The organism is Myxococcus sp. AM009, from assembly GCF_013372605.1.
GTDB lineage: Bacteria > Myxococcota > Myxococcia > Myxococcales > Myxococcaceae > Myxococcus > Myxococcus vastator.
The window spans coordinates 1-6,931 of the sequence record NZ_JABXEP010000261.1 but is presented as its reverse complement, the minus strand read 5'-3'; the positions used below and the strand labels follow the sequence as shown (position 1 = coordinate 6,931).

At 69.6% G+C, this 6,931-nt stretch carries 7 protein-coding genes; 3 read left to right on the top strand and 4 right to left on the bottom strand.

What is annotated here, in order from left to right:
* Positions 1 to 199 precede the first annotated feature (199 nt).
* Complete coding sequence (locus tag HV824_RS34325; protein WP_176416136.1) at positions 200 to 1,162, top strand: isopenicillin N synthase family oxygenase; 963 nt, start codon at positions 200 to 202, stop codon at positions 1,160 to 1,162.
* 6 nt (positions 1,163 to 1,168) lie between these two features.
* Positions 1,169 to 2,203: a carbon-nitrogen hydrolase family protein gene (locus tag HV824_RS34320; RefSeq protein WP_176416135.1), complete on the top strand. Its 1,035-nt coding sequence runs from the start codon at positions 1,169 to 1,171 to the stop codon at positions 2,201 to 2,203.
* On the opposite strand, the gene gatB is transcribed toward HV824_RS34320, so the two are convergent.
* From gatB to HV824_RS34300, 4 genes are read right to left on the bottom strand one after another with little or no spacing between them, the layout of a single operon-like run.
* Positions 2,200 to 3,639 (bottom strand): Asp-tRNA(Asn)/Glu-tRNA(Gln) amidotransferase subunit GatB, encoded by a 1,440-nt coding sequence (gene gatB / locus HV824_RS34315; RefSeq protein ID WP_176416134.1) that lies wholly within the window; start codon positions 3,637 to 3,639, stop codon positions 2,200 to 2,202. The two genes, HV824_RS34320 and gatB, sit on opposite strands and share 4 nt — an antisense overlap.
* Positions 3,640 to 3,673: 34 nt before the next feature.
* On the bottom strand, positions 3,674 to 5,134 hold the full coding sequence (gene gatA, locus HV824_RS34310; RefSeq protein WP_176416133.1) for an Asp-tRNA(Asn)/Glu-tRNA(Gln) amidotransferase subunit GatA: 1,461 nt from the start codon (positions 5,132 to 5,134) through the stop codon (positions 3,674 to 3,676).
* 18 nt (positions 5,135 to 5,152) lie between these two features.
* Positions 5,153 to 5,440 (bottom strand): Asp-tRNA(Asn)/Glu-tRNA(Gln) amidotransferase subunit GatC, encoded by a 288-nt coding sequence (gene gatC, locus HV824_RS34305; protein WP_176409481.1) that lies wholly within the window; start codon positions 5,438 to 5,440, stop codon positions 5,153 to 5,155.
* Between the two features lie 6 nt (positions 5,441 to 5,446).
* Positions 5,447 to 5,782, bottom strand: a complete 336-nt coding sequence (locus HV824_RS34300) for a zf-TFIIB domain-containing protein (protein ID WP_176416132.1) — start codon at positions 5,780 to 5,782, stop codon at positions 5,447 to 5,449.
* A gap of 214 nt (positions 5,783 to 5,996) precedes the next feature.
* Between HV824_RS34300 and HV824_RS34295 the strand changes: the two genes are divergently transcribed.
* The coding region (locus HV824_RS34295; protein ID WP_176425145.1) for a DNA translocase FtsK 4TM domain-containing protein at positions 5,997 to 6,931 on the top strand (935 nt) is incomplete at its 3' end.

The following is a 6,931-nucleotide window of genomic DNA, read 5'->3' as shown; positions in this document are numbered from 1 at the left end:
CACCACCGCTGCTCACCTCGGGCATCCGCCTCCCCCCAACCTGCCCGCCCAACATGGAATCCGGGAGCACTGACTTCCACTGAGGATGAGGGCGGATGTCCGCTGGTGCCGCACCCTCGAAGCCACAGTCGGAGAACAGGGTCCTCTGGCGGACGCTGTGCGTGCCGACAATCCATCACGGTGGTTAGAGTGCGGCGCCATGTCGCCAACCCAGCGCCGCATTCCCGTCGTCAACCTGTCCCATTACCGCACGGGCACGCCCCAGGAGCGCGCCCGCTTCGTGCAGGTGTTCGGCGACGGCATCAAGGAGTTCGGCTTCGTCACGGTGGAAGGCCACGGCATCGACGACGGCCTCATCCGCCGCACGTACACGGACGTGGAGCGCTTCTTCGCCCTGCCCGAGGCCACCAAGGCCCCCTACGCCCAGGCGGGGCACGGCGGCCAGCGCGGCTACATCGGGTATGGCCAGGAGCACGCGAAGAACCGCCAGGTGGGGGACCTGAAGGAGTTCTGGCACGTGGGCCGAGAGCTGCCACCTGAGCACCCGTACCACGCGCGCTACGGCCCCAACGTGTGGCCCACCGAGGTGCCCACCTTTCGCGAGCACACGCTGTCGCTCTTCAACGCGCTGGATGGCGCGGCGGGCGTCATGCTCCAGGCGCTGGCCGAGTACTTCGGCGTGGCGCGCGACACCTTCAGCGGCATGGCCACGGACGGCAACTCCGTGCTGCGGCTCATCCACTACCCGCCGCTGAAGGAGCGCTTCATCCCGGGGGGCGTGCGCGCCGCCGAGCACGAGGACATCAACCTCATCACCCTGCTCTGCGAGGGCACCGCGTCCGGCCTGGAGCTGCTCACCCGCGACGGGGAATGGCTGCCGGTGGACACGCTGCGCGGGCAGATTGTCGTCGACTCGGGCGACATGCTCAGCCGCGTGACGAACGAAATCATCCCCGCCACCACGCACCGGGTGGTGAACCCGCGCAGCAAGGAAGAGGACACGGTGCGCTACTCGATGCCCTTCTTCGTCCACCCCTCTGCGGACTGCGTGCTCCAGGCGCTGCCCTGCACCCAGACGGCGGACACCCCGGCGCGGCACGCGCCCATCACCGCGGATGCCTTTCTCAAGCAGCGACTGCGCGAGAATGGCCTGCTGAAGTAACGCGCCGTGGACACGACCACCGACCTCGTCGAACTGTTCGCCCTCCAGCCCCGTGTCTCGATGGAGGACTACGCCTCTCCAGCAGCCTTCGTCGCGCGACACCGGGCGCTGGCCGCGAAGGTGGATGCCCTGCGCGCCCGGGAGGCGTCAGGCCAGCCGCGCTACCCGGCCCTCGTCGTGTGGCCGGAGTCGGTGGGGGCACCGCTGCTGTTCCTGGGCCACCTGCACCGCGTGCGACGTTGCACCTCGGTCCAGGGGGCGCTGAAGCGCGTGGTCCTCTCTGAAGCCTGGGGCGTGTGGAAGGCCTGGCGCGACTTCCAGCCACCGTCGCTGACGGAGTGCCTCTACGCCGCCCGGGCGCCCCTCGTGCACCGGACGATGTGGAAGACCTTTTCTGGCATCGCGCGGGACTTCGGCCTGTGGGTGGTGGCCGGCAGTGCGCTGCTGCCCGCCAGTCGCCGAGGAGAGGACTCGCCGGACTTCGAGCCCTCCGGCGCGCGCACCTACAACACCAGCTACACCTTCTCCCCCGAGGGCCACCGCGTCGCGACCGCGCGCAAGGCCAACCTGGTGCCCTCCTGGGAGGCCGGGCTGCACCTCAGCCCTGGCCGCCCGGAGGACCTGCCCGTACTCCCGACGCCCTTCGGAAAGCTGGCGACCCTCGTCGGCTATGACGGCTTCGCCCAGCCGTATACCCGCGACGAGCCCTGGTTCGTCCCCTGCGCGCAGTATCTCGACGCCATGCGAGTGGACGTCCTCGCCCATCCCGCCATCCACGCCGGGCCAGGGACGTCCCATGCCCCAGACGAGCGTTGGCAACAGGAAGGCCTGCCCGCGCAGCTCCGCACGCTCCGGAACGTGCGCTACGTGGTGAGCGCGCAGCAGGTGGGCAGCCTGTTCGGCGGCACCTTCACGGCCACCTCGCACATCCTGGAGCGCACGACCTCCGGCGACGTGCGAGTGCTCGCCCAGGCCCAGACAACGCAGGAGGAGGAGGTGGTCCACGCCACCGTCCCCATCCCCGAGCAAGGCACGCCTTAGTCGCCGAGCTTCTTCTTCAGCAGCTCGTTGACCAGGGCGGGGTTGCCCTTGCCCTTCATGGCCCGCATCACCTGGCCCACGAAGAAGCCGAACACCTGCTTCTTGCCGGCGCGGTACTTCTCAATCTCCCCCGCGTTCTTCGCGAGGATGTCGTCCACCACCGCCTCGATGGCGCCGGTGTCGCGCACCTGGGCCAGGCCCTTCTCCGCGATGATGTCCGCAGGCGCCTTGCCCGTGCGGAACATCTCCCCGAGCACGTCCTTGCCCGCGTTGGCGGACACCGTGCCCTGGTCCACGGCGCCCAGCAATTCCCCCAGCTGCGCCGGCGTGAAGCGCAGCGCGGACAGCGGCGTGCCCTCCTCCTTCAGCAGGCGCATCAGCTCGCCCAGGAACCAGTTGGAGAGCTTCTTGTAGTCTTTGTAGTGCCCGGCGCAGGCCTCGAAGTAATCGGCCAGCGGGCGCTCGGCGGTGAGGATGCGGGCGTCATAGGCGGGCAGTCCGTACTGGCTGGTGAAGCGCTGGAGCTTCGCGCGCGGCAACTCCGGCAGCGCCTGGGCCGCGGCGTCAATGGCCTCCGCGCTCACGTGCAGCGGCGGCAGGTCCGGCTCCGGGAAGTACCGGTAGTCGTGCGCCTCCTCCTTGCTGCGCATGGAGCGGGTGACGCCCTTGCTCACGTCCCACAGGCGCGTCTCCTGCACCACCTTGCCGCCCGACTCGATGACGTCCACCTGCCGGGCAATCTCGTACTCGATGGCCTGCTTGAGGAAGCGGAACGAGTTGAGGTTCTTCAGCTCGCAGCGCTGGCCGAACGTGGTGGCGCCCTTGGGCATCACCGACACGTTGGCGTCGCAGCGGAAGCTGCCCTCCTCCAGGTTGCCGTCATTGACGCCCAGGTAGACGAGCACGTCCCGCATCGTCTTGAGGTACTCCACCGCCTCGTCCGCGTCGCGCAGGTCCGGCTGGCTGACGATTTCGAGCAGCGGCACGCCCGCGCGGTTGAGGTCCACCAGGCTCTGCCCCCCGCCCGCGTCATGCACGCTCTTGCCCGCGTCCTCCTCCATGTGGATGCGGAGGATGCGGATGGTCTTCTCGCCCCGCGGCGTGTCGATGACGAGCCGCCCGTGCTCGCAGATGGGCTGGTCGAACTGCGTAATCTGGTAGCCCTTGGGCAGGTCCGGATAGAAGTAGTTCTTCCGGCTCCACACGCTCGTCGGGCGGATGGTGCACTCCAGCGCCAGGCCCGTGCGCACGGCGAACTCCGCCACGCGCTGGTTGAGCACCGGCAGCACGCCGGGCATGCCCAGGCACACCGGACAGGTGTTGCGGTTGGGCTCGGCGCCGAACGCGGTGGAGCAGCCACAGAAAATCTTGGACTGCGTGAGGAGCTGCGCGTGGACCTCGAGGCCGATGACGGGCTGGAAATCGCTCACGGGCATGGCGGTGTCACCAGGGCGGACGCTCGGCGCTCCCCTACAGGGGCGCGGAGCGGCGGAAGAAGTCGTGCTCGCGCTCGTAGGCGCGGGCGATGCGCAGCAGGCCCGCCTCGTCGAAGGGCCGTCCCAGAACCTGCAGGCCCACGGGCAGGCCCGCCTTCGTGAAGCCGCAGGGCACCGACAGGCCGGGCAGGCCCGCCAGGTTGCAAGGCAGCGTGTAGATGTCCATGAGGTACATGGACAGCGGGTCCTCCACCTTCTCACCCAGCTTGAAGGCCGGCACCGGCGAGGTGGGCGACAGCAGCGCGTCCACCTGCTGGAACGCCCGCGTGAAGTCCTCGCGGATGAGCGTGCGGACCTTCTGCGCGCGCAGGTAGTGCGCGTCGTAGTAGCCAGAGGACAGCGCGAAGGTCCCCAGCATGATGCGGCGCTTCACCTCGGCGCCGAAGCCCTGCTCCCGCGTCAGCGCGTACACGTCCCGCAGGCTGCGTGCGTCCTTCGCCCGCAGGCCGAAGCGCACGCCGTCATAGCGGGCCAGGTTGCTGGACGCCTCCGCGGGCGCGATGAGGTAGTACGTCGCCAGCGCGTACTTCGTGTGGGGCAGCGACACGTCCACCAGCGTCGCGCCCAGGCGCTCGTACTCGCGCAGGGCCTCGCGCACCGCGGCCTCCACCTCCGGGTCCATGCCCTCGGTGAAGTACTCGCGCGGCACGCCCAGCTTCAGGCCCCGCACACCGGCTTCCAGGTCCGCCGAATAGTCCGGCACGGGCGCGTCCGCGGACGTGGCGTCCTGTGCGTCCGGCCGCGCAATCACCTGGAGCAGCGCCGCCGCGTCCGCCACCGTGCGCGTCATGGAGCCCGGCTGGTCCAGCGACGAGGCGAAGGCGATGACGCCAAAGCGCGACACCCGGCCGTAGGTGGGCTTCAGCCCCACGGTGTTGGTGAGCGCCGCGGGCTGGCGGATGGAGCCGCCCGTGTCCGTCCCCAGCGCGCCGGACACCTCGCGCGCGGCCACCGCCGCCGCCGAGCCACCGGACGAGCCCCCCGGCGTGCGCGACACGTCCCACGGGTTGTGGCTGGGGAAGAAGGCGCTGGACTCGTTGGACGACCCCATCGCGAACTCGTCCATGTTCAGCTTGCCCACCAGCGGCAGGCCCGCCTCCTTCAGCAGGCGCACCACCGTGGCGTCATAGGGCGGAACGAAGCCCTCCAGGATGCGCGAGCCGGCGGTGGTCTCCACGCCCTCGGTGAGGAAGATGTCCTTGAGCCCTAGCGGCACGCCATCCAGGACGCTCGCGGGGCCGCCCGCCTTGCGGCGCGCGTCACTGGCGCGAGCGGCGGCCAGGGCGCCGGCTTCGTCCACGCGCAGGAAGGCGCGCACCTTTGGATCCACCTGCTGGATGCGCGCCAGGCTCGCGCGGGTGGCCTCCTCGGAGGAGACCTCTCCCGCGGCCAGCTTCGCGGCCAGCTCCAGCATCGTGAGGTCCGTGAGCTGCATGGCGTGGAATCTCCGGGACTACTCGATGATCTTCGGCACGGCGAAGGACGTGTCGGACTTCGCCGGCGCGTTGGCCAGGGACTTCTCTGGCGGCAGGGACGGCCGCGTCACGTCCTCACGCAGCCGCGAGGACGTGAGCGTGGCATGACACGTGGGCGCCACGGCCTCCACGTCGAGCGCCTGGAGCTGCTCCACCGCGTCCAACACCGCGGACAGCTGGGTGGTGAAGCGCTGCTCCTCTTCCGGAGTCAGCGACAGCCGCGCCAGTGTGGCCACATGGCGCACCTGCTCGAGCGTGAGCGCCACGGCGGCCTACTTCTTCTTGAAGAGGTTGAGGATGGCCCCCATCACCTTGCCGCTGCCCTCGTGGCCGTGCTGTGCCACCAGCTGGTCCAGCTCCCCGGCGTCCAGGAAGACGCCGTGGCAGTTGAAGCAGGTGTCGATTTCGACGTTGCCCTGCTTCAGCGTCTGCAGGTCCAGGCCACACTTGGGGCACTTCATCCAGTGGAGCTTCTTGAGCTCCTCGCGCTGCTGCGCCGCGTTCGCCGCGGCCTGCTCCAGGGCCAGCTTGCGCTTCTTCTCAATCTCCTCCCGGGCGAAGTACTCCTCCTCGGTGGATGACGGCTTGTCGGTACGAGCGTCGGCCATGTGATGTTCCTCCACGAAGTCCCGCCGCCGCGCGGCATGCGCGCCCGGGCGGCGATGTTGGGCGGCACCATACCCCCTCTGCGGAGGGGTGCAGCCGAAATGTAGGTCCCCCGTCCGGAGCTGGAAAATTGACCGCTCCCCCGCTCTCCCTACACTCGCGGCGGGCATTGCTACAGCCCGCTACGCGGCTGAGACGCGCAGAGGGAAGACGGACATGACGGCGAAGAAGGGTCGGGCGGAGAAGGCGGTCTTGTCCCGGCAGGAAATCGCGACGCGCCGCAGGGCGCTGGCGGACAAGCGGATCAAGGCCGGCAAGGGCGGCGACGTCGCCACCCGAGCCATCATCGGTGTGTTCCTGCTGGCGGCGTCATTGATTGCCTTGCTGGCGGTGGCCACCTTCGACGCGAAGGACCGGGTGGGCCCGGGATTCAACAACGCGGTGGGCCCCATGGGGCACCTCATCGCGGAGTCGCTGCGCGGCCTGCTGGGCGTGTGCGCCTACCTCATCCCGGCGGGCGGCATCTACACGGCCATGGTGCTCTTCGTGGGCAACCGGGACCGGAAGCGGGGGCCGCAAATCATCAGCCTGGCGCTGCTGACGGTCAGCGTGTCCGTGCTGACGCAGCTGATGTTCGCTGGTGACAAGGGCTGGGCACACCCGCCGGGTGGCGCGCTGGGCGCCGGCCTGGGCGGCATCATGTCCAGCCTGTTCTCCACGGTGGGCACCGTCATCCTGGTGACAGCCATCAGCGCGGCCGCCCTCATCGTGGGCACCCAGTACACCTTCCTCAAGGTGTGCTCGCTGGCCTGGGCCGGGCTGTGCGTGCTGGGCCGCCGCGTCCAGGCATCCGCCAGCGTGTTCTGGGAAGCGCAGAAGGTGGCCTACCAGGAGCGCCAGGAGCGCGCCGCCGAGGAGAAGCTGGAGGAGGCCGCCTTCCTCGCGCAGCTCGAGGCCGACGAAGAAGAGCTCGCCGAAGCCGAGCGGCTGGCGGAAGAGGCCGAGGCCGCCGAGGCCGAGGCCATGGCGGAAGAGGCCTTCCGGCTGTCGAAGCAGCAGGAGAAGGAGCAGGCCGCCGCCGCGAAGCTGGCGCTCAAGGAGTCCCGCGACCGCGAGAAGCTGGAGAAGAAGCTGCTTCCGGCCCGCGAGGC

Bases quoted from the DNA above. Each gene is read 5' to 3' on its own strand.
- HV824_RS34325 (WP_176416136.1), top strand. From the start codon at position 200: ATGTCGCCAACCCAGCGCCGCATTCCCGTCGTCAACCTGTCCCATTAC.
- gatB (WP_176416134.1), bottom strand. From the start codon at position 3,639: ATGCCCGTGAGCGATTTCCAGCCCGTCATCGGCCTCGAGGTCCACGCG.
- gatA (WP_176416133.1), bottom strand. From the start codon at position 5,134: ATGCAGCTCACGGACCTCACGATGCTGGAGCTGGCCGCGAAGCTGGCC.
- HV824_RS34300 (WP_176416132.1), bottom strand. From the start codon at position 5,782: ATGGCCGACGCTCGTACCGACAAGCCGTCATCCACCGAGGAGGAGTAC.